Genomic DNA, 19104 nt, shown 5'->3' on the forward strand with positions numbered 1-19104 from the left:
TGAGACATGACTTTTTCAGTTGAAAAAGAGAAAAATAAAATATGAAATTCAAAAAAATTGTTTGTGTAGATAGTACAAAGATCGAAGATTGGGCTTTGGAAGAACTACAGCAATATAGTAAAGAGAAAATAAGTGTTTATAAAGACGATCCCGGTTCTAAAGCTGAGATTTTGGAGCGGATAGGGGACACAGAGGCGATTTTCGTATCCTGGAGAACCCCAATTGACGAGGAAATTATTAAAAAATGTCCGAATCTTAAGTACATCGGGATGTGCTGCAGTTTGTACGACGATGCTTCGGCTAATGTTGCGGTAAATTTTGCCAGGGAACGGGGAATTGGCGTAAAAGGCATCAGGGATTATGGTGATCCCGGAGTGGTGGAGTTTATTGTTTCAGAATTGGTAAGATTACTGCACGGATATGGTGAAAATCAGTGGCGGGAAATGCCAATGGAACTCACCGATAGAAAACTGGGAATTATCGGACTTGGAACTACCGGACAGCTGCTTGCAAAATGTCTGCTCCCTTTTGGGATGGACCTCTACTATTTCAGCAGGACCAGGAAAAAGAATTGGGAAGAGAAAGGTGTAAAGTTCCTGGAGCTGGAGGAATTACTGAAAACTTCAGAAATGATAAGTATTCATCTGCCAAAAAATATTGAGATATTAAAGAAGAAGGAGTTTCAGCAGTTAGGTTCGGGTAAAATCCTTATCAATACATCGCTGGGATTACCTATTGACGAAGAGGCTTTTCAGAAATGGATAAGTGAGCCTTCAAATTTTGCCATTTTCGACGGAGATGCAAAAAGTAAGCTAGATGGCCGAATCCTGAAAAACACAAATTTGATTACGGTAGACAAAAGTGCCGGCTGGTCCACAAAAACTGAAGAACGGCTGTCCCAAAAGGTGCTGGATAATTTTAAAGACTTTATTAGTTGAAGTATTTACGTTGTTTGGAGATTATTTATTTTTTAATATCGATAATTGGCATTTTTCAAGAGTAGTTTTAAACAAAAAGCTAAAGCAGATAAAAATGATAAGTTTTGAAATATGTAAGAGAGGTTGATCTATTTTTTGAGAAAATTTTCTAATTATTCCCTCGCAGGTGATAAGAGGGTAACGAAATCTTATACTTTACAACGATCAAACGGATAATGATGACGGTGAGTGACGTTACTACGTAAATCACATCAATATTTACATTCAGCCTGTGAAGCACAACAAAAGCAAGACCCCCTACAATACTGGCTGTGGCATAGATTTCTTTTCTGAAAATCACGGGGATTTCATTACAAAGAATATCCCTTACGACTCCGCCAAAAGTACCTGTCATTGCTCCTATGGCAATAGAAACGATAGGATCCAGATTATTGGCAACCCCGGTTTCTACCCCGGTGATGGTAAAAACTCCCAGCCCAATTGTATCAAAAAGGAAAAGGGAGGTTTTAAGGTAATTTATTTTTTTACGGAAGATAATTGCAAAAATTGTTACGGCACCAATCAAGTAAATATAAGCTGCATTCTCCATCCAGGCAACGGGAGTGTTCCCCATTAAAGCATCCCTTATCGTACCACCGCCAATTGCTGTAACAAATGCAATAATAAAAATCCCAAAAAGATCCAATTTCCGGTCCATCGCGGCAAGTGCTCCGGAAATGGCAAAAGCCATAGTTCCCAGGATGTCCAGAATGTTGAATAGACTCAGTTCCATAACGAACAAAGGTATATTAAACTTTTAATTCTGAAGAAGTCACAAAAGATTTTTGCTGAAGCCTCCAATGATCTGTATTTGTAGAAGCTATGTTCCAATAGCAAATCTTCATGGCTATAGAGCCGGGAAGTTCCTAAAAGTTAGTATTTTTGCAACTCAAATTAGAAATATTATGAGCGATAAAGTTGAAAGAATAAAATGTCTTATAATAGGCTCCGGGCCGGCTGGATATACTGCAGCAATCTATGCAGCCCGTGCCGATCTTAAACCGGTTATGTACACAGGAATGGAACCGGGCGGACAATTAACTACTACTACTGAAGTGGATAATTTTCCCGGTTATCCAGATGGTATAGACGGTCCACAAATGATGATGGACCTTCAAAAACAAGCCGAACGTTTTGGTACTCAGGTTAGAATAGGAATGGTAACAGAAGTTGAATTCAGCAAAGAAGTTGGCGGAATTCATCGTGCGCGTGTAGACAATGCAAATTGGGTAGAGGCAGAAACAGTAATTATTTCTACCGGAGCTACTGCAAAGTACCTCGGCTTACCGAGTGAGCAGAAGTTAAGAGGAGGCGGAGTTTCGGCATGTGCGGTTTGTGACGGTTTCTTTTATAAAAATCAGGATGTAGCAATCGTTGGTGGTGGAGATACCGCTGCAGAAGAGGCTACGTATCTTTCCAATATTTGTAATAAAGTAACCATGCTGGTTAGAAAGGATGAAATGAAGGCATCAAAAGCCATGCAGCACAGGGTAACCAGTACAAAAAACATCGATTTGAGATATAATACTGAAGTTGATGAAATCCTTGGTGACCAGGTAGTTGAAGGTTTAAGAATGGTGAATAACCAGACAGGAGAGAAGGAAGAAATTAAGATCACCGGATTTTTTGTAGCCATAGGGCACAAACCAAATACCGAAGTTTTTAAAGGTCATTTAGATATGGATGAGACTGGCTATTTGATTACTAAGGGAAAATCTACAAAAACAAACCTCCCGGGTGTTTTTGCTTCAGGAGATGTACAGGACAAAGAATATCGCCAGGCAGTAACTGCAGCCGGAACGGGTTGTATGGCTGCGTTGGATGCAGAACGTTACCTTGCAGAAGTAGAGAGCAGGGAAGAAGAGGAAGTTACTGCCTGAAAATGGCAATTTTCGATATTAAAAAATCCCGTCAGTTGATATTGACGGGATTTTCTTTTTCAGATTTATTCTTCAGTACATTCTTCCGGAATTTTTTGCTGAAGCTGAATCTTACATTTTTCTTCAGTATTATTTTCCGGTATTTCCTCTGTGGGAACTTCCATTATGAAGGACATGACTATGCTGATCAATAAACTGATTAATGTGCTCATGATTGATTGGTTGTGTCGGTTTCTACCGCGGTTGTATCTGGATTCTGGAAATTTTCAAGTTCTTCAGTAGTACCACTATCATTTCTGCTGGAATTATAATCTCCTTCTTCGTCCCACTCATCTTCGCTTTCCCATTCATCTTCTATATAAGTACCTTCTTCATCTTCAATATCCATTTCAAGTGGACAGTCGTTGCAAATTGTTCCGTTTTCAGTTACTTCCAGATAGCGCTCCTGGTCACCACGCCTGTAAATGTTATCACTGTTGTACCTGCTAATAAAAGGACCTACGTTTCTTTCTACATAAAGTGTGGTGCCTTGTGGAAGATACAGTGTGATCCTGACTTCCTGATCTCTGTATTTATATTTCAAATCTGAAGTAAAGTGACTGTCGAGTTGTAGTTCGTTGTCCAGGAGATTTGCATCATAATCTATATTCCGTGCTCTTTCGTTGGCATCTTCAAAATCACTTCCTTCCGCAGCTTTTACAATTTCCATGCTGGCAAGGGAATCCCGGGTGGATTTTATTGTTACCCAAACCCGGTCTGAAAACATCATTTTATTATTGCTTTCATCATGTCTGATTTTAAATTTATCCCCGCGATAAAAACTTGTGGAAAAACTATTATGATTTTGCATTTTCAGGAATAATGTATCCTGAGAAGAAATTTTTAGCGGCTGTGTGATCACGGTTTCTCCATCAAAAGCAGTGTTTGTAGCCTGTTGAATTCCGATAATAATTAATCCGATTAAAGAAAGGATCCACACTCCCAATAATACTAATTTGGCAGTCGTTCCAATCGATTTAAGATTATTGACAAGGATTTTTAACCCGAGAATAAACAGGAAAAGAAACGGGATTCCTACCAGGAAAAAGCTAAGTAAAGACATTAACCAGAGCGGCCCGCCGCTTACGGCCATTTCTACGTAATCTGTCCATGGAGTTTCAATAATTCCGAAGACACCTACTGTAAACAGCGCAATAAATAATCCGATCAAAATTGATCCCGAAAGTAGTAATAGTAAGATTCCGATGAATTTCACGAAGATGGTCAGCACCATCATGATGGCATTTCCCAAAGCAGATCCTGCAGAACTGGCTCCCGATCTTGCTCTTTTTCCGTATTTCTCATAATCTACCTCTTTTACTTTACCAGCTACATTGTCAAAACCCTCCCGGATTTTTTTTTCGATATTGCTAATTGTCACTTCTTCACCTTTCATGGCAAGCCTGTCTGCTGTCGTTTTAGCTTCAGGAACAAAAATCCAGAATGCTATATATATTAAAATAAACGCACCGCTGGTAAGGAATGTTAGAAGCACCCAGAGTAGTCTAACCCAAACAGCATCAATTTCCATATAATGACCAAGTCCCGAAGAAACACCGCCCAGGTAACTATCTAAAGGATCCCGGAAAAGCTTTCTTCCGGTGGTTTTACCAGTGGTTTCGTAAACAGGTTCATCTTCAAAGATTTCTTCATCTACCATATAATCTTCAGGCTGACCCATGATTATGATCACCTCTTCCACTTCTTTGATGCTGATTACCTGTCTCTTGTCCTTAATCTTTTCATTGAACAATTCAGCAATACGTGCCTCAATGTCTGCTATTATTTCCTCACTGCCCTGTGTGTGGGCGAAGGAACGTTTGATAGCATCCAGATAATGCTGTAATTTGGCGTAAGCATCTTCATCTATATGAAAGAAAATACCGGCAAGATTTATATTGACTGTTTTATTCATGATCTTTATTTTTTTGAGTGGTTACAATAGTCACAGCGGTTTGCAGTTCGTCCCAGGTGGTGGTTAGTTCCTTAAGGAACAATTTTCCTGTGTTTGTAAGTCCGTAGTATTTACGTGGCGGTCCGCTGCTTGATTCTTCCCATCTGTAGGATAGTAGTCCGGCGTTTTTAAGTCTGGTGAGTAAAGGGTAAATAGTACCTTCAACTACCAATAATTTTGCATCTTTCAAAGTCTCCAGAATTTCTGCCACATAGGCATCTTCATCCCTAAGGACAGAGAGTATGCAGTACTCCAGCACACCTTTTCGCATTTGTGCTTTGGTATTTTCAATCTTCATAATGAGTGATTTTCTTTGTTGTTAAACTGTCCATTTTTTGATTGATGATTAGTGTAATTAATAGGTATAAAATTGATGCATAATGGATAATTGTAGCTTTCTCCCTCATTTGCTTTAAGGCTGGCACTTATCACGGCAAATATTTCCAGGATAAAAAGTGCAAGAAGGAGTGTGCCAAAAACCCCTACCAGAATAATAACAGACAGAGCCTCTTGCAGATCGTCTATGGCAAATTCAGGAAAGGTGTGCAGGGAAATTTGGAGATCAAGGTTAATTGCAGTAAAAACAATCCCTGCTAATCCTAATAGAGCAATCAAAATGCTATACAGAAAAATACTTATCTGAAAGTTGAGCGCATTTTTCCCGTGATGATCTACAAATTCATCATCTTTTCTGAAGATCCAGAATAGGAGCGGAAAAAGAAAATTACCCAGTGGAAAAAGGAATTTTGTAAACACTGACAGATGGATGAGTGTTGCGAGATTTTTATCCCGATTGTCGATTGATGAGTTCATTACCTATTAATTTCTTATACAAATATATGTACAAAGGATAGTAATTTGCAAAACATAGTACCTAAATTTAACGTAAATTTAAGAATTAACGTTTATACCTGAACCGTTTATTTTGGATACATTTAAGTGCAAAATCAATAATTATGAAAATGACTCCTGCAAAACTTAATTCCTTTTTAATGCTGAAGTTACCCAGCGCATGGCTTTGCGGAGTAAGGGTTAAGCAGATAAACAGCAGGAGCTGCGAAGTGGGGGTGAAGCACAGATGGATTAATCAGAATCCCTTTAAATCCATGTATTTTGCGGTACAGGCGATGGCTGCGGAATTGAGTACAGGAGCTTTGGTTATGTCTAAGATTCAGCAGGAGAATAAAAAAATCTCTATGCTGGTTGCGCAGAATAAATCTACATTTTCAAAAAAAGCAACCGGAACAATTACATTTACTAGTGAGGATGGCGACAAAATTACACAAGCAATAAAAAAAACTTTGGATACAGGAGAAGGTGAAACGTTCTGGATGAAAAGCGTGGGACGTAATGAAGAGGGGGGTGAAGTCTCCAGTTTTGATTTTGAATGGACGGTGCGGGTGAAGAAGTAAATGATTTGAGAATTTGAAGATGAGTTAATTCGAAGAAGTAGACATTTGGAAATGTGAAAATGTGCTGATTTGAAGAGGTGGAAATTAAAATCAAATAATTCAAAGATGAAGCTGTGAAAAATTCGGAATCAGAATTTAAGGAAATTCTGGGAAAAGGAACATATTTACGGACAGACAACAGACAACCCCCAAACTTTTAAACTTTAAACATTGAACCTTAAACATTTAGAAAATGAACGCACATGAAATAGATTACCAGATTTTCGGAGAGGAAATGCAGTATGTAGAGCTGGAACTGGATCCACAGGAGGCGGTAATTGCCGAAGCCGGAAATTTTATGATGATGGACAACGGGATCCAGATGAATACCATTTTTGGAGACGGTTCTGCCAAAGACGAAGGATTTCTTGGAAAAGTATTAGGAGCAGGAAAAAGGCTTCTAACCGGTGAAAGTCTTTTTATGACAATTTTCTCAAATGAGGTACAGGGAAAAAAGAAGATCAGTTTTGCATCTCCCTATCCCGGGAAAATTATTCCGATAGATCTAACCAGGTTTAACGGAAAATTTATTTGTCAGAAAGATGCTTTTTTATGTGCAGCTAAGGGCGTTTCAATTGGTATAGAATTCAGTAGAAAGTTTGGGCGTGGCTTCTTTGGTGGAGAAGGTTTTATTATGCAGAAAGTAGAAGGCGACGGATTGGCATTTGTGCACGCCGGCGGTACGATGGCTAGAAAGGAATTACAACCGGGAGAGAAATTAAAAGTGGATACTGGTTGTATTATAGGTTTTACCCAGGATATAGATTATGATATAGAATTTGTGGGCGGTATTAAAAATACATTTTTTGGAGGTGAAGGTTTATTCTTCGCCACACTTACCGGTCCGGGTACAGTTTATGTTCAATCCCTGCCCTTTAGTAGACTAGCAAACCGGGTACTTCAGGCAGCACCACAAGGCGGGGGCAAGGATAAGGGAGAAGGTAGTATTCTGGGAGGACTGGGAGATATGATTGGAGGAGATAGAAGATTTTAAAGAACTAAATCGTTTTCGTTGGTGGAAGTTTAGAAATTTTTATCTATATTTAAAAAGTATTAATGGATGCCTATAGAAACAATTCTACCTATTTTTTAATTATTTTCTAACTAAACCAGGTACCAAATTATGGCGAGAGCGATGTTTGAGTATACCAAAACTATACTTGATAAAGTAAGTTTTGATACTACGCTGTTCTGTAAGGAAGTTAATAAAGCGATGGACAGATTACTGCCTCACGAAATTGAGGAACTAAAAATCTGGATTATTTCTTTAACCCGACAGAACCCCGAATTAAATAGTTGTTTAATTTATTTAAATCCATAGAAAAAAGCGGCCTTCGAGCCGCTTTTTCTTTTTATTACATATCAGGTTAGAACCTAAAACTTTTTCAACCCGATCCTCTTTTAATTCCTATGCGAACGTCTGCTGGAAGTGAGATGAAACCGTGTCGACTGCCGCTATGTATTATTTTTCAAGTTTATTTTTTATTTACAGGACTAATAATCTGAACATTCTGGTAAGCAATTGCTCCTTTTACAACTCCGGCAATGGTGCTGCGCATGGCTTCAATTATCTGCATTTTTAGCTCGCTGCGATTGTAGATAAGGCTTACTTCCCGGGCAGGTACAGGATCTTCAAACATTCTTAAATTCTGTTTTTCAGATTCTTTGATCTCCAGGGTGTGCAGGTAGGGCAGGAGTGTCATACCCAGTCCTTCATTTGCCAGGCTTACTAAAGTCTCAAAACTACCACTTTCCAACTGAAAATGGTCATCATTTGTGCTTCGGGAAACCTTGCAAAGATTAATTATTCCGTCCTTAAAGCAGTGACCATCCTGAAGCAGCAGTATATCATCCAGATCCAGATCATTTACGGCAATTTTATCTTTTTTATTTAAACGGTGTGACGGCGGAATATAACCTACAAAAGGTTCATAGTAAAGAACATTCTCTTTAATACCTTCCTGTTCGAGAGGTGTGGCAGCAATGGCGGCATCCAGATGGCCTTCCTTTAATCTTTCGATAATCGCATCTGTATTAAGCTCTTCAATTTTCAGTTTTACCTTCGGATACTTTTTAATGAAATTTGTAATAAAAAGGGGTAATAGTGTAGGCATTACTGTGGGAATTATTCCTAGTTTAAATATACCTCCCACAAAGCCTTTTTGCTGGTCTACAATATCTTTAATCCTGTCGCTTTCATTTACAATATTACGCGCCTGGTGAACAATTTTTCTACCGGTTTCCGTCAGCTGAATAGGTTTTTTACTCCTGTCGAAAATTTGCACATCCAGTTCTTCCTCCAGTTTTTGAATTTGCATACTCAGCGTAGGCTGCGTCACAAACACCTTTTGAGCAGCTTTTGTGAAGTTTTTGTGTTCTGCTACAGCCAGAACGTAATGAAGCTGTGTAATCGTCATAATTGATAAAATTTATTCCTTTACAAATGTATAGGTTTTTTCTATTGCCCATAAAGAATGTCTTGTAAAATAGGGTTAAAAAGGATGTTGATTAATTGATTAAAGAATGTGATAATTTGAAAATGGCCAAAGAGGATAATGGAATTCGAAGGGATGTCGAACCTGAAAAGAATTAACTCAAAAATGTCAATTAACGGCTTCAGGGTTGCAGAGATTTTGTTTAGAGTGGAATAACATCGGCTTCGACGGGCTTCAGCACCTATTTTCTTCTGAAGAAAGAAAGAGATAGCTCTAAAATGACAATTATTAAACTACACTTATTTGAGGAAGTTAGGAGTAGGAGTTAATTTGGAAATTTGAAAACATATTGATGTGCTAATATGATAATTCTTGGGTGATTTGCGAGTTTAGAATGGGGCAATTTGATAATGGATTTAGGAGTCCAACCCGCTCTGAAAGAGATAGCTCAAAAATGACAAATATCGACTTTTAGGAAGCTAGAGTTCAGGTTTCGTGAATTTTTACGTGGAGAAATTACTTGACGAATTGGTAAAAGCTGCCGTCTATAGGATAATAAACGGCAGTGTATTCTTTTGAAATTTCTTAAAACCTGATTTCGATATTTTGTGGTTCCTGATCATAACTAAATTTAGACTCCTGCCATTGGGGTGGTCCATAAGGCATTGAATTTCCTGAAGTGCCATAACTTTCCATTGGCATTCCGCTGCTGTCAAAATCCATTCTTTTATTGCCATTTCTGTCATGAAGTGCGATGATGGCGTAGGTTCCTTCCGGAATATTATCAAAAGTAGCTTTGGCCACACCGTCTTTCACTTCACTTAAAGCGCGAAATTCCGGCTCTGCCTTCATAAAAGTATCTTCAGTATATACTCCGAAAAGGACTTCTCCTTCATCACTAGTGGCATTGCTGACAGTTACTGTAATTCTACCTTTTTCTTCCTGATTCTCCTGAGCGGTTGCGAAATTGAAGAAGAAGATGCTTGCTAATACTGCTAAAATTTTCATAGTTGTTGGTTTTAAAATTATACTTCAAATATATCCTGAAGCAGATTTAACAACTAAAAAGTTTTGCTGAACTGTAGAATTGCACTCCTGAGTCGTAATTTCTACAATATTCCCCTGGCTTTGATTTCCAGGTATTTATTAATGGTATTGATGCTAAGCTCTTCGGGTTTGGTTAGCACTGTCTGGATTCCGTTGCGCTGCAATTCCTTAGCCATTTTAATTTTATCATGCGAGAACTGCTCTGCTATGGTTTGATGTGCACCGGAGGCAACAGAATCTGCATTTGTTTCTATAAGTTTCTGCACTTCAGTATTTTCAAAAAAGATCACCACCAGGACGTGCTTTCTAGCGAGCGCTATTAAATAGGGAAGTTGACGTTTAAGTCCGGAAGGATGTTCAAAATTAGTATAGAGCATCAGCAGGCTACGCTGATTGATGTGCTTTTTAACACGGGCGTAAAGCAGGCTGTAATCGGGATCCCGAAAGCCGGTTTTAACGTTGTACAAGGTTTCTAAAATGCGGTTGAGCTGTGTAAACTTTGAACTGGCACCAAGGAGATATTCCAGTTCATTGGAAAAGCTCAGGAAACCGACTTTGTCCTTTTTTTTAAGTGCAACATTGGAAAACGCCAGGGCGCTGTTGATAGAGTAATCCAGTAAACTGAGTCCGTTAAAGGGCATTTTCATCACACGGCCGGTATCAATAACAGAATAAACCGGCTGGGCTTTTTGATCCTGAAACTGATTCACCATTAAATTCCCCTGCTTCGCTGTGGCTTTCCAGTTAATCGTACGCACATCGTCGCCCGTTACATATTCTTTGATTTGCTCAAACTCCATCGTATGGCCAATCCTTCGGATCTTTTTGAGGCCCGGCTGGGAAATTTTATTATCAATAGCCAGGAAATCCAATTTTTTCATCTGAATAAAAGATGGGTAAACCTTTACCATCTGATCTTCATCAAATACCTGCCGTTTCTTGGCAAGTCTCAATTTTGTAGTGGCGTAAAGATTTAATTTTCCGAAGATATATTCTCCACGATGCACGGGCCGCACGAGATATTCGAATGTGTGCTTTCCTTTGGAAGAAATATTAAAAATTTTCAGAAAATCCCTTTTCTGAAATTGCACGGGAAGTTCGTCTATTACTTCGCACTGAATCTGGAAATTGTATTTGTTCCGGATTTCCACTCTCACCGGATTTTCATCAGAATTGGAGAACTTTTCAGGAAGAATTCTGCTGGCAGTAAGTCCAGTGTTTTTAAAAAGAGTTACCATATCCAGCAGTACAAATATAAAAAGCAGCACTACAAATAACCAGGCAACAGTATAAAGAAATTCAAACCAGTAGGAAAACAGGAAGATAACAGCAATTGTGAAAAGCGCCACAAAAACCCGTTGCGTAAAATATAAAGATTTGAAGAATTTAATCACTATCGTGGTATTTCAACAGATTGTGTAATCATTTCCAGGACATTTTTAGTCGTCATTCCTTCCATTTCACGGTCTGGGGAAAGTATAATTCTATGTCCTAAAACAGGATTCAGGGCGCGTTTAATGTCTTCAGGAATTACGAAATCCCTACCGTTAATAGCGGCAAAAGCTTTGGAGGCATTCATGACCGCAATAGATGCCCTTGGAGAAGCGCCCAGGTAAAGGTGGGGGTGCTGACGTGTCTTCCCAACCAGTTGAGCAATGTAGTTCAGCAATTTTTCTTCAACCAGAATTTCGTGAATTTGTTCTTTTAGTTTAAACAATTCTTCCGGGTGTAACACGGCTTCGATATTAGCTTCGGGAAGTTTTCCTTTGCGGTCGTGGTGGGATTGGAGAACTTTGACTTCATCTTCTGTAGATGGATATCCCACATCAATTTTAAATAAAAACCTGTCCAGTTGCGCTTCCGGAAGGGCATAAGTTCCTTCCTGCTCGATAGGGTTTTGTGTGGCAAGCACCATGAAAGGAGCTTCCATGGTGTATTGTTTGCCGTCTATCGTGATTTGCCGTTCTTCCATGACTTCAAAAAGTGCAGCCTGGGTTTTTGCCGGGGCACGGTTAATTTCGTCGATAAGAACCACATTGGAGAAAATAGGTCCAGGTTTAAATTCAAATTCCGAAGATTTCATATTAAGGACAGAAGTTCCCAGTACGTCGCTGGGCATAAGGTCCGGAGTAAACTGAATTCGGCTAAATTCGGTTTCAAGGCTTTTTGCAAAGAGTTTGGCGGTGACTGTTTTTGCCACTCCGGGAACTCCTTCTATCAGCACATGACCATTGGCAAGGAGGCCCACAATAAGAAGTTCTACAAACTCGTCCTGGCCAACAATTACTTTTGCCAGCTGTTCTTTGAGCTTCTCAACTGAGCCTTTTAGATCCTCGAGAGGAACCCGACTGTCAAAATTGAGCTCTTCTCTTTGATCACCTTCGTTAGGTTGTATTTCTTCACTTTCCATCTTTTGTGTCTTTAAACTCATTAATTGCCCGACTTAATTCTAAAAAATCTTCTTTAGAAATCTGTGCCTTGCTTTCACTTTTATTAATATTCTTAAATAGATCCCTCGCTTCTTCAGGCTCTTTTCCTGCCCGTGAAGATAAATCCAGGTAAAATTGTTCGTTTATTTCCTGGGTAGAAATCCGGTAGTTAATCCGGATGTATTCCAGGAACAATTCTATTTTTTTTGTGGCAAGTTCTTTATACCGCTTTTGTTCAAGGTACAAATCTGCAATGGTTTGCGTGTATTCGTAAGTTTGATTTTTTTGTGGAGCCACTACCGGAATTGGACGTTGTTTTCTTTTGCCTTCAAAGATGATAAAAAGTACACCCGCAATAATTACGAAATAATAAGCCCACTTTAAACTTCTGCGGTTAAGGAGAATGTAAAGTGGTGAGGAATAAAAAGTTTTGCCAGATTTGTAGTAACTATCCCATAAAATTGGCCCATTATCATCTATATATGCCAGGACTTTTTCAGCATATTCGTGGTTGTCTTCGGAAAGTAAAAAGTAATTGCTGAAAGCCTGCGGATTGGTATGCAGTAGTAATTCTCCATTACCGAAAGGAGCTTTTATAAAATTTATTTTTTGTTCTTCAGAAGTTGCTTCTTCCTCAAGATTTGCGACCCCAAGAACTGTGTGCCGCGCTGTATCTATTTTACTGAAAAATATAGCTTCAATATCATGATCCAGTTTATAAGATTCTGTACTCTTAAGAGCTGGGTTCACCAGGTTGAACTTTGGTCGCGAAGTGAAATCTTTGTTGCTTATAAATTCATTTATTTCCAGGTCCAATGTATCTAGCAGGTTCATGCTAATATAATCTGCCGAAATAAAAGCCGAATTCCCTTTTTCTACCCACTCCAGAAGGTTGTTAAGTTCATCATCGTCAAAAGCGATGTAATGATTCAGAAAAAAATAGGTGCCGTTAGGAAGGCTGTCCTGCATGAAAAATTCGTAAGGCGGGATTTTTATTTCTTCAATTTCTGAAGAAGTATTGCCTTTCCAGCTCTCGAAAAATACAATGCTGCCCAGCGGAATTTTATCTTTGGCTACGTAGCTGGGAGACCAGTTCACCGGTTCCGGCTCTGTAGCTTCCAGCCAGGTAAGGGCGAGAACCAGCAATAGGAAAAGAGCAAATGTTATTTTAAAAGTCCTATTCATTTGCTGAATTTTCTAATACCGAATTCATCTGAAGAAAACCTTTTTCTGCTAATCGAAAATCTGTTTCTGAAACCTTAAAATCGCCGTACCAGATAAAATCATAAAGCCTGGTAATCTTCCGGAATTGCTGTTTTACAGATTCCTTCTGAATTTCGCCTGAATAATCCTCATTTGTCTTTTGAAGCTGATATGAAATAATTCCAGTTTCATCCAATCGTTTTAGATTTAGAAGGTAATAATAGCGTACGGCCAGCCGGTATTGTTTATTGGCAATGGCTTCGTCAATTAATCGACTGATATCCTTGGACTGGATGATTTCTTCCTCTTCACTCAAAAACACTTCGGGTTCTGCCGGGGAATTGAGCAGCGAACTTCCAGGATCCAACCTCGTGATAAGCCAGAAAACGAAACCCAGGACGAGCACCAGGATAAGGTAAGGGAATATGGTTATGATGAATTGCAGGAAACCTCCAGGTGTATATTCGCCAAACAACCAGTTGGTAAACTGCTCGTATTTTAAGTTGATATAACGCTTAAAACGTGTCCACCACGAATCATTTTCTATACGATCCAGGTAATCAAATTCTTCCTGACTTTTATAGGTTTCAATTTCAGCTTTGTTGAAGGTTATTAATTTAAGATCCTCGGTGCGGTCATATTTTATTTCAGCAATAGAATCTGTCGTCCCTTCAGCCTGTGGAAAAACATTTCCGAAGCAAAAGAAGCAGAGTAAAGTTGCTAAAATAAATCTGATCATTATTGTCGTCCGAGGTTTTCTATAGATTCAAAAGTTCCCGTGAAGTTTTGCTTTTCATTCAAATGAAAATACACCAGTGAAATTCCAAGGGGCATAATCGCATACAGCATGTATTGTATTAAGGAAGCAATAATAGACAAGGTAATATAAACCCAATCGAACATACCCGAAATATCTGCCGCCGATCCTTCCTGCATCACTGTAAATGTTTTTATGATGGTGTAGATCAACAACGGGATTTGAAAAATAAAGCTGATGAGATAGATGAGCATTCCAATAACGAAAAGACTAAAAAAGGTCATCCACCAGTTATCTTTCACCAACTGGAAAGATTCTGATATGCTGTCCATGATGTTTGTTCTTCTAAAAACAAGAATTGCGGTGCTTATCGTTAGTGGAACAAAAAGGTAAATTCCGGGAATGATGAACAGGATAGTTCCTGCCACAATTAATACCCAGCCTATAAGTGTTAGACCAAGTAATTTTCCAAAATCTTCTTTTAGCCCCTGCCCAACTTCTGAAACATGCACGTCTCCATTATTGCTGATGTAAGACTTGATAACGTGAAATATTGTTCCGTAAAGCGCGGCAGAATAAAGAAGAACAGCGATAAGCATGAGAATAAATGATAAAACAAATTCCCCACCGGTAAGGGCTCCTGTGGCAAAAACCGGGTTGCCTATAGTAGAGTAGGTGTAATAACTCACTGCGGCTATAAGTAGCACAAAAGCCGGTGAAACAAACTTGATGAAGACATTAAAAAGAAGTTTGTAATTCTCCCTAAGGAATTTGAAAAGGACGCTAAGGATTTCTCCCAATTCCCTTTGTTTTTTAAACCTGATGTAGTCCGGATTCATTTTTTATTTTTTGATTATGTAGATAGGTTGGATAAAAAACATAGTAAAATAATATTAGAGCCAAAGAAAGGGAAATAATAGTTATCGCCAGCCAATCGGGCATCTGAGTTAACCTCGTTACAAAGCCTTCAAGAAATCCTGCAATTATAAAGAAAGGAATTGTACTAATAACTATCTTTAATCCGTCTTTTACGCCGGAAGTAAAGGATCTTAGTCTGGAATAAGTACCTGGAAATAAGATACTTTTTCCTACCACTAAACCAGCACATCCGGCGACTATAATTACTGAAATTTCTATAGTACCATGAATCCATATTGTCCTGGCCGATTCCCATAGCAAACCCTGATCATAGAAGAAATACTGAAAAGATCCAAGCATTACGGCATTCTGCATTAAAATAAAGGCTGTCCCCAGACCCGCAAGGATTCCGAGGGTAAAGGCAAACAGACTAACCCTTATGTTATTTATCGTAATTCCCAGAAACATATCGGTTTCAGATGCTTTCTTATAAACCGCCATTGGATCGTTGTTAGCAATATTTTCCAGGGTCATATTCACATAGGCATCGCCAAGTATGCTACGGACAAATGAACCGTCACTGGCTGCTGAAAATGCACCTACAACAGAGAATAATGCAAAGATTAAAAAACTGAGCAGTAATTGTTTTTGATGATGATAAAAGAAAAGCGGAAATTCTTCAGTAAAGAACGTTATAAACCGGTTCCGGGATTCTTTTCTGTTCCTGTACACCTTTTGATGTGCCGAAGAAGCGAGACCGTTAAGATAGGTTGTAGTGTTGCTCTTGGGATAGAAAGTCTGCGCATAGCTTAAGTCGTCACTTACCTCTACATAAACCGCCGATAATTCCTCTGGAGGAATGCTGTTTTTATTTTTAAGGAGGCTTTCAAACTTTAACCATTTATCCTTATTTTGCTTCACAAAAGCGGCCTCGCGCATAGTTTCCCAATTAGAACTCAAAGAAACAGATTAAATGGATAATTTTCAAATAGAAACTGCTCAAAATATTAGTATTAAACAGAATGTGGCCGGGATTGGAGAACGCATAGTTGCTTATATTGTAGACAGTTTTATCCTGATCCTATACGCAATCATAACCGGACTAATAATTTCGGGAACAGATCTTGACAGCGGAGGTACCTGGATGTACTATCTGGTGTTGGGCCTACCTGTTTTTCTGTACTATCTTCTTTGGGAAACTTTTTGGAACGGACAAACTCCCGGGAAAGCAGCAATGCAGCTAAGAGTGGTAAAAGAAGATGGTTCCAGACCTGTGTTTTCAAATTATCTTATAAGATGGCTGCTAAGGTTTATTGATATCACTCTAACGAGCGGCGCAGTAGCCGTGGTTATGATTTTACTGAATGGGAAAGGCCAGCGACTCGGAGATCTGGCAGCAAAAACCACAGTGATTTCTGAAAAGCAACGAATGGGCATAGAAAACACACTCGCTGTTGATTTACCAGAGAATTATACTCCTAAATATTCACAGGTAACCGTTTTAAATGATGCTGATATCCAGGAAATAAAAGAAATCTACAGAAAGGCGAAGATAAACGGAAACCATAATGTCATCCTCTCACTGGCTGCAAAAGTTTCAGAATTACTGGATCTGGAATACCAGGAACGGCCGATGGATTTTATAAGCCGGGTTATTTCCGATTATAATTATTATACGCAGCAGTAAAAAAATGTGAGCTTCATCTGTCTACTCAATAATTTCCACATCCATATGTATATTATCAATCGGCCATTCTGATTGTCCGGTTTCTACCTGTTCAATTTTTTCGGCTACATCTATTCCGCTGGTAACTCTTCCAAAAACAGTGTGATCATTATTCAGGTGAGGTGATCCGCCTTTATCCATAACAATAAAAAATTCGAAAGGAGAAGATGCTTTGCTCACATTCTGCTCGCTGTATTTGGCTGCGGAAAATGCGCCGTAGGTATGTTTGTGACCGGCATCGAATTCGCTGGGAATTAAATATTTCCCTACTTTCTGCCTCATTTCGTAGGTAGCTTCATTATCAGAATTGCCTCCCTGAATCACAAATCCCGGTGCGACCCTGTGGAAATACGTATTATCAAAATAGCCGTTTTTAACCAGCATTATAAAATTAGCACGATGCAAAGGAGTGTCCCGGAATAATGTCACTTCAATATTACCAAAGCTGGTAATAATCCGTACCCGGTTTTCGGGATTTTCCTTTCCGTATTGGGTTAAAAATGGAATGAGTTCTTCCTGCGGAATAGGGTAAGCTTCGCCAAGATCTGTTTCTTCTTCATTTTCTTCGTCTTCAGTATTATTTTTAGTCGTTTCTACTGCTGCACTATCGCTTTCTTCCATCTTCTCGGCTACAGTTTCAGCAGCACTTTTCCGGGAAGAATCCTTATCTTCACAACTTGCAAAAAAAAGAGTAAGAAAAACGGCAATTATTGACAGGCTATATCTCATGGACTTCAAAATCTTTAAATCTAAGGTATCAAAATTAAAAAAAATCGAACTACCGGGAGAGGCTGCTCACCATAAATTAGCTCCTTTAATGAGAATCCAGGAGCTCGCCAATGTTGATATTGAAAAGAAAAAGCCAAATGAAGCAGGTGTTTTGGCACTTTTTTATCCTGATGAGTCTTCAAAAACTAAATTGGTTTTAATTCTGCGGAAGACTTACAAAGGTGTGCATTCCAATCAGGTTGGATTTCCCGGCGGTAGGGTGGAAGAGGAAGATAGGGATCTTTCGGAAACAGCTCTTCGGGAAACTGAAGAAGAGGTAGGGGTACAAAGAACTTTGATTACGGTTCTGAAAAAGCTTACCAAACTTTATATTCCGCCAAGTAATTTTTGGGTTCATCCTTATATCGGGATAATGGATACCACACCAATTCTCATTGCGCAGGAATCTGAGGTAGAAGATATTCTTGAGGTGGATCTGGATGATTTTCTCGACGAAAAGAATATGGTCAAACAGGTACTTAGTACTTCGTATGCAAAAGAAATAGAAGTGCCTGCTTTCAGCTTAAATGGCCATATAGTCTGGGGCGCCACGGGGATGATGCTGAGTGAAATAAAGGAAATGCTGGTAAAGGTACTGTAAGAAACTTATTATTATATTTGCCTTCGTTCAAAAAGATGTTTCTATTTAAAACGAGTTAAAATTTGTAGTTTCAGATAATGGGCCTTTTTAAAAAAAATCCGTTCGGACACATTTTATTTTTGAAGAAGTGGCTTATCCGCATCTTTGGAGTCCTCACTCACAGGAGATATCGAGGGTTTAACGAACTTCAAATAGAAGGATCTGAAATTATTAAAAATCTTCCGGATACCAACGTTCTTTTTGTTTCCAATCACCAAACTTATTTTGCAGATGTTGTGGCGATGTTCCATGTTTTTAATGCCAGCTTGAGCGGCAGGGTGGATTCCATTAAAAACGTAGGCTACATCTGGCAGCCAAAACTTAATATCTACTATGTTGCTGCCAAAGAAACAATGCAGGCCGGGCTGCTTACCCGAATAATGGCCTATGGCGGTGCAATTACTGTAGAGCGGACCTGGCGGGAAAAAGGCAAGGAAATACATCGGAATGTAAATCCCCAGGATTCTGAAAATATTGCAGATGCTTTAAAGGATGGCTGGGTAATTACTTTCCCGCAGGGCACTACCAAACCTTTTAAACCAATCAGAAAAGGAACCGCCCATATTATCAAGAACCATAAACCAATTGTAATTCCAATTGTTATTGATGGTTTTCGCAGGTCTTTCGATAAAAAGGGCCTACGGATTAAAAAACGCGGAATCCTGCAATCATTTCAAATAAAAGAACCCCTGGAGATAGATTACGAAAATGAGTCTATAGAAGAAATCGTCGAAAAACTGGAATATGCGATAGAGCAGCATTCCTCATTTTCCAAAGTTATTCCTGCGGAAGCTTTAAATACTATGGAAGAGCTCAATAAGAAACGGGAGTACTAATTTATTCTACTTTCTTCATTATATATTTTAGATTTTTGCACAGGAGCATTCTTTTGAGGTCAGAAGTTGAGACTGCGAGAAGGGAAGCAGAAGAATACTTGAAC

The 19104-nt window shown here is 39.0% G+C and carries 22 protein-coding genes; 8 read left to right on the forward strand and 14 right to left on the reverse strand.

Going from position 1 to position 19104, the window contains the following annotated elements; all coding sequences use genetic code 11:
* Window positions 1-41: 41 nt before the first annotated feature.
* Window positions 42-938 carry an NAD(P)-dependent oxidoreductase gene (locus tag RM549_RS04515; RefSeq protein ID WP_311682138.1) on the forward strand — a complete coding sequence of 299 codons (897 nt, stop codon included), beginning with the start codon at window positions 42-44 and terminating at the stop codon, window positions 936-938.
* A 148-nt stretch (window positions 939-1086) separates the two neighbouring features.
* Here RM549_RS04515 and RM549_RS04520 read toward each other — a convergent pair whose 3' ends face one another.
* Window positions 1087-1710 (reverse strand): trimeric intracellular cation channel family protein, encoded by a 624-nt coding sequence (locus RM549_RS04520; protein WP_311682157.1) that lies wholly within the window; start codon window positions 1708-1710, stop codon window positions 1087-1089.
* 172 nt (window positions 1711-1882) lie between these two features.
* Here RM549_RS04520 and trxB point away from each other — a divergent pair, with 172 nt between their 5' ends.
* On the forward strand, window positions 1883-2857 hold the full coding sequence (gene trxB, locus RM549_RS04525) for a thioredoxin-disulfide reductase (protein ID WP_311682167.1): 975 nt from the start codon (window positions 1883-1885) through the stop codon (window positions 2855-2857).
* A gap of 65 nt (window positions 2858-2922) precedes the next feature.
* Here trxB and RM549_RS04530 read toward each other — a convergent pair whose 3' ends face one another.
* Genes RM549_RS04530 through RM549_RS04545 form a run of 4 tightly spaced genes read right to left on the reverse strand, consistent with a single transcriptional unit; the run spans window position 2923 to window position 5663 of the window.
* On the reverse strand, window positions 2923-3069 hold the full coding sequence (locus tag RM549_RS04530) for a hypothetical protein (RefSeq protein ID WP_311682170.1): 147 nt from the start codon (window positions 3067-3069) through the stop codon (window positions 2923-2925).
* A complete protein-coding gene (locus RM549_RS04535; protein WP_311682171.1) occupies window positions 3066-4811 on the reverse strand; it encodes a PspC domain-containing protein in 1746 nt (581 codons plus the stop codon). Before RM549_RS04535 ends, RM549_RS04530 begins: the two co-directional genes overlap by 4 nt.
* Window positions 4804-5148, reverse strand: a complete 345-nt coding sequence (locus tag RM549_RS04540) for a PadR family transcriptional regulator (protein WP_311682172.1) — start codon at window positions 5146-5148, stop codon at window positions 4804-4806. The genes RM549_RS04535 and RM549_RS04540 overlap by 8 nt, the downstream gene beginning before the upstream one ends.
* Entirely contained in the window at window positions 5145-5663 is a 519-nt protein-coding gene (locus tag RM549_RS04545; protein ID WP_311682173.1) for a DUF4870 domain-containing protein, read from the reverse strand. Before RM549_RS04545 ends, RM549_RS04540 begins: the two co-directional genes overlap by 4 nt.
* A gap of 143 nt (window positions 5664-5806) precedes the next feature.
* Between RM549_RS04545 and RM549_RS04550 the strand changes: the two genes are divergently transcribed.
* The 3 genes from RM549_RS04550 to RM549_RS04560 all read left to right on the forward strand — a co-directional run bounded on the left by RM549_RS04550 (window position 5807) and on the right by RM549_RS04560 (window position 7622).
* Window positions 5807-6262 carry a DUF4442 domain-containing protein gene (locus RM549_RS04550; protein ID WP_311682175.1) on the forward strand — a complete coding sequence of 152 codons (456 nt, stop codon included), beginning with the start codon at window positions 5807-5809 and terminating at the stop codon, window positions 6260-6262.
* A gap of 232 nt (window positions 6263-6494) precedes the next feature.
* Entirely contained in the window at window positions 6495-7295 is an 801-nt protein-coding gene (locus tag RM549_RS04555; protein WP_311682177.1) for a TIGR00266 family protein, read from the forward strand.
* A 129-nt stretch (window positions 7296-7424) separates the two neighbouring features.
* Window positions 7425-7622: a hypothetical protein gene (locus tag RM549_RS04560; RefSeq protein ID WP_311682179.1), complete on the forward strand. Its 198-nt coding sequence runs from the start codon at window positions 7425-7427 to the stop codon at window positions 7620-7622.
* A gap of 154 nt (window positions 7623-7776) precedes the next feature.
* On the opposite strand, the gene RM549_RS04565 is transcribed toward RM549_RS04560, so the two are convergent.
* From RM549_RS04565 to RM549_RS04600, 8 genes are all read right to left on the reverse strand, one after another.
* Window positions 7777-8718, reverse strand: a complete 942-nt coding sequence (locus RM549_RS04565) for a LysR family transcriptional regulator (protein WP_311682180.1) — start codon at window positions 8716-8718, stop codon at window positions 7777-7779.
* 603 nt (window positions 8719-9321) lie between these two features.
* Complete coding sequence (locus tag RM549_RS04570) at window positions 9322-9744, reverse strand: DUF2141 domain-containing protein (protein WP_311682182.1); 423 nt, start codon at window positions 9742-9744, stop codon at window positions 9322-9324.
* A 101-nt stretch (window positions 9745-9845) separates the two neighbouring features.
* Window positions 9846-11174, reverse strand: coding sequence for a DUF58 domain-containing protein (locus RM549_RS04575; RefSeq protein ID WP_432264697.1), 1329 nt, complete (start codon window positions 11172-11174; stop codon window positions 9846-9848).
* Between the two features lie 2 nt (window positions 11175-11176).
* On the reverse strand, window positions 11177-12193 hold the full coding sequence (locus RM549_RS04580) for an AAA family ATPase (RefSeq protein WP_311682187.1): 1017 nt from the start codon (window positions 12191-12193) through the stop codon (window positions 11177-11179).
* Window positions 12183-13397: a DUF4350 domain-containing protein gene (locus tag RM549_RS04585; RefSeq protein ID WP_311682189.1), complete on the reverse strand. Its 1215-nt coding sequence runs from the start codon at window positions 13395-13397 to the stop codon at window positions 12183-12185. Before RM549_RS04585 ends, RM549_RS04580 begins: the two co-directional genes overlap by 11 nt.
* A complete protein-coding gene (locus RM549_RS04590) occupies window positions 13390-14154 on the reverse strand; it encodes a DUF4129 domain-containing protein (protein ID WP_311682191.1) in 765 nt (254 codons plus the stop codon). Before RM549_RS04590 ends, RM549_RS04585 begins: the two co-directional genes overlap by 8 nt.
* Window positions 14154-15011 carry a YciC family protein gene (locus tag RM549_RS04595; RefSeq protein WP_311682193.1) on the reverse strand — a complete coding sequence of 286 codons (858 nt, stop codon included), beginning with the start codon at window positions 15009-15011 and terminating at the stop codon, window positions 14154-14156. Before RM549_RS04595 ends, RM549_RS04590 begins: the two co-directional genes overlap by 1 nt.
* Window positions 14986-15969: a stage II sporulation protein M gene (locus RM549_RS04600; protein ID WP_311682246.1), complete on the reverse strand. Its 984-nt coding sequence runs from the start codon at window positions 15967-15969 to the stop codon at window positions 14986-14988. Before RM549_RS04600 ends, RM549_RS04595 begins: the two co-directional genes overlap by 26 nt.
* 34 nt (window positions 15970-16003) lie before the next feature.
* On the opposite strand from RM549_RS04600, the gene RM549_RS04605 reads away from it, so the two are divergent.
* Window positions 16004-16717, forward strand: a complete 714-nt coding sequence (locus RM549_RS04605) for an RDD family protein (protein WP_311682195.1) — start codon at window positions 16004-16006, stop codon at window positions 16715-16717.
* Between the two features lie 21 nt (window positions 16718-16738).
* Here RM549_RS04605 and RM549_RS04610 read toward each other — a convergent pair whose 3' ends face one another.
* Entirely contained in the window at window positions 16739-17485 is a 747-nt protein-coding gene (locus RM549_RS04610; protein WP_311682197.1) for a peptidylprolyl isomerase, read from the reverse strand.
* Here RM549_RS04610 and RM549_RS04615 point away from each other — a divergent pair.
* Window positions 17484-18125 (forward strand): NUDIX hydrolase, encoded by a 642-nt coding sequence (locus tag RM549_RS04615; RefSeq protein WP_311682198.1) that lies wholly within the window; start codon window positions 17484-17486, stop codon window positions 18123-18125. The genes RM549_RS04610 and RM549_RS04615 overlap by 2 nt on opposite strands.
* Before the next feature lie 77 nt (window positions 18126-18202).
* A complete protein-coding gene (locus RM549_RS04620) occupies window positions 18203-19000 on the forward strand; it encodes a lysophospholipid acyltransferase family protein (RefSeq protein ID WP_311682200.1) in 798 nt (265 codons plus the stop codon).
* Window positions 19001-19104: the final 104 nt, after the last annotated feature.

It is taken from the genome of Autumnicola patrickiae (genome assembly GCF_031846525.1).
GTDB classification, from domain to species: domain Bacteria; phylum Bacteroidota; class Bacteroidia; order Flavobacteriales; family Flavobacteriaceae; genus Autumnicola; species Autumnicola patrickiae.

Bases quoted from the DNA above. Each gene is read 5' to 3' on its own strand.
- RM549_RS04620 (WP_311682200.1), top strand. From the start codon at position 18,203: ATGGGCCTTTTTAAAAAAAATCCGTTCGGACACATTTTATTTTTGAAG.
- RM549_RS04560 (WP_311682179.1), top strand. From the start codon at position 7,425: ATGGCGAGAGCGATGTTTGAGTATACCAAAACTATACTTGATAAAGTA.
- RM549_RS04615 (WP_311682198.1), top strand. From the start codon at position 17,484: ATGGACTTCAAAATCTTTAAATCTAAGGTATCAAAATTAAAAAAAATC.
- RM549_RS04545 (WP_311682173.1), bottom strand. From the start codon at position 5,663: ATGAACTCATCAATCGACAATCGGGATAAAAATCTCGCAACACTCATC.
- RM549_RS04585 (WP_311682189.1), bottom strand. From the start codon at position 13,397: ATGAATAGGACTTTTAAAATAACATTTGCTCTTTTCCTATTGCTGGTT.
- RM549_RS04565 (WP_311682180.1), bottom strand. From the start codon at position 8,718: ATGACGATTACACAGCTTCATTACGTTCTGGCTGTAGCAGAACACAAA.
- RM549_RS04605 (WP_311682195.1), top strand. From the start codon at position 16,004: ATGGATAATTTTCAAATAGAAACTGCTCAAAATATTAGTATTAAACAG.
- RM549_RS04515 (WP_311682138.1), top strand. From the start codon at position 42: ATGAAATTCAAAAAAATTGTTTGTGTAGATAGTACAAAGATCGAAGAT.
- RM549_RS04555 (WP_311682177.1), top strand. From the start codon at position 6,495: ATGAACGCACATGAAATAGATTACCAGATTTTCGGAGAGGAAATGCAG.
- RM549_RS04530 (WP_311682170.1), bottom strand. From the start codon at position 3,069: ATGAGCACATTAATCAGTTTATTGATCAGCATAGTCATGTCCTTCATA.
- RM549_RS04600 (WP_311682246.1), bottom strand. From the start codon at position 15,969: ATGCGCGAGGCCGCTTTTGTGAAGCAAAATAAGGATAAATGGTTAAAG.
- RM549_RS04595 (WP_311682193.1), bottom strand. From the start codon at position 15,011: ATGAATCCGGACTACATCAGGTTTAAAAAACAAAGGGAATTGGGAGAA.
- RM549_RS04590 (WP_311682191.1), bottom strand. From the start codon at position 14,154: ATGATCAGATTTATTTTAGCAACTTTACTCTGCTTCTTTTGCTTCGGA.
- RM549_RS04520 (WP_311682157.1), bottom strand. From the start codon at position 1,710: ATGGAACTGAGTCTATTCAACATTCTGGACATCCTGGGAACTATGGCT.
- trxB (WP_311682167.1), top strand. From the start codon at position 1,883: ATGAGCGATAAAGTTGAAAGAATAAAATGTCTTATAATAGGCTCCGGG.
- RM549_RS04540 (WP_311682172.1), bottom strand. From the start codon at position 5,148: ATGAAGATTGAAAATACCAAAGCACAAATGCGAAAAGGTGTGCTGGAG.
- RM549_RS04580 (WP_311682187.1), bottom strand. From the start codon at position 12,193: ATGGAAAGTGAAGAAATACAACCTAACGAAGGTGATCAAAGAGAAGAG.
- RM549_RS04535 (WP_311682171.1), bottom strand. From the start codon at position 4,811: ATGAATAAAACAGTCAATATAAATCTTGCCGGTATTTTCTTTCATATA.
- RM549_RS04610 (WP_311682197.1), bottom strand. From the start codon at position 17,485: ATGAGATATAGCCTGTCAATAATTGCCGTTTTTCTTACTCTTTTTTTT.
- RM549_RS04570 (WP_311682182.1), bottom strand. From the start codon at position 9,744: ATGAAAATTTTAGCAGTATTAGCAAGCATCTTCTTCTTCAATTTCGCA.
- RM549_RS04550 (WP_311682175.1), top strand. From the start codon at position 5,807: ATGAAAATGACTCCTGCAAAACTTAATTCCTTTTTAATGCTGAAGTTA.